This window comes from Mycobacterium sp. TH-M82 (genome assembly GCF_057473605.1).
In genome coordinates this window covers 1-1499 of record NZ_JBYCKY010000681.1, presented here as the reverse complement: position 1 = coordinate 1499, position 1499 = coordinate 1, and the positions used below count along the sequence as shown (strand labels likewise).

Sequence of the window (1499 nt, the reverse complement as noted above, 5' to 3'; positions counted from 1 at the left end):
GCGCGTGGGCATGGTCACGTAGTCGGTACCACCGCAGCGGCGGGGGTGTTGTTGGTGTTCGGGATCACCCCGTTGACCGGTGTGCCGCCGGCGCGGGCTGACGTTCTCGGGGCAGTGATCGATGAGGTCTTTTCACCGTTCATGGACGCGGCGGCAAACACCGTCGATTGGGGTGCGGTTTTGACCCCGACCGCCTGGCAAGCCTTCCTGGATCCGGTCCACTGGGACGATGCCATGGCCAGCCTGGGCACCAGCGTGCTGGGCGTCGGTTCTGCCGATCTGGCCGGTGGCCATGTTGGCGCAGCGGACTCGGCGTCGACGGCCGGGGTTGGCTCGCTGGTCCACGGCCTCGAGCAGGACTGGATCAACAGCTCGTTGGGAACCAGCGTCGACGGCGACATCAACGCGCTCTGGTTGATTTTTGGCGGCAGCGGCATGCTGATCGGTAACGGTGCTCATGGCCTCGCTGGCGGAACGTTGGGTGAGGCCAATGGTGGTGCTGGCGGGCTGTTGTTCGGCGACGGCGGAAACGGGGCCACCGATGCGGCCGGTCAGGGCGGAGCCGGTGGTGCTGCCGGGCTATTTGGCGACGGCGGCGCCGGCGGTGCCGGGGCCGACGGGACCGCAGCCGGTGTGGCCGGGGGCGACGGTGGGGAGGGCGGAGCTGGCGGAGTATTGATGGGTGCAGCCGGGCCGGGCGGGGCGGGCGGTAACGGTGGTGCCGGCGCTGATGGCGGAAACGGTGGAGCCGGCGGAGAGGCCCGCACAGTGTTCGGGGTCGGCGCCAACGGTGGGGCCGGCGGCGACGGTGGCACCGGTGCCACCGGTGGCAATGGCGGTGACGGCGGTAACGGCACCGGATTGTTCGGCGTTGGCGGCAACGGTGGTGCCGGCGGAGACGGCACTAACCTTAGTGGTTTGCCCGCGCTCGGCGGGGCCGGCGGCAACGGCGGCCTCTTCGGCAGCCACGGCGCGGTCGGCCACTTCGGCACCGATGTCACATCAATGGCCAGCACACAGGCGCAGACGCCAAGTCCTGACGAACCACAGGTATCGGCCATCGGCACCACCGACGGCTGGCTCACCAACAGCAACGGGCAGGTGGTCATCTATCACGGGTTCGACGAAGTGAACAAGGTGGCGCCCTTTGAGCTCTCTGTCACCGGGTTCGGCAATACCGACGCGGCGTTTTTGGCCGCTAACGGGTTCAACTTCGTGCGGCTGGGCATCATCTGGGCCGCTGTGGAGCCCGAGCCCGGTGTCTTCAATGACGCCTACCTGGCCAACATAGACCAGACCGTGCAGATCCTGGCCAATCACGGCATTCACGTCATCCTCGACATGCACCAAGACGATTACAGCAGCGTGTTCTTCGGCAAAAGCGTGGACGCGGCCGAGGGTGCGCCGGCGTGGGCGGTGCAGACCAACGGGGCACCCAATGTTTACGAACTGCCGAACAGCCCCGCGACCGACTTCTCCAATCCGGCGGAGAACCAAGC

1 protein-coding gene is annotated in these 1499 nt (G+C 67.5%); it reads left to right on the top strand.

Annotated features, from left to right (window positions below):
• Nucleotides 1-141 precede the first annotated feature (141 nt).
• The coding region (locus AC2VON_RS19945; RefSeq protein WP_486954492.1) for a cellulase family glycosylhydrolase at nt 142-1499 on the top strand (1358 nt) is incomplete at its 3' end.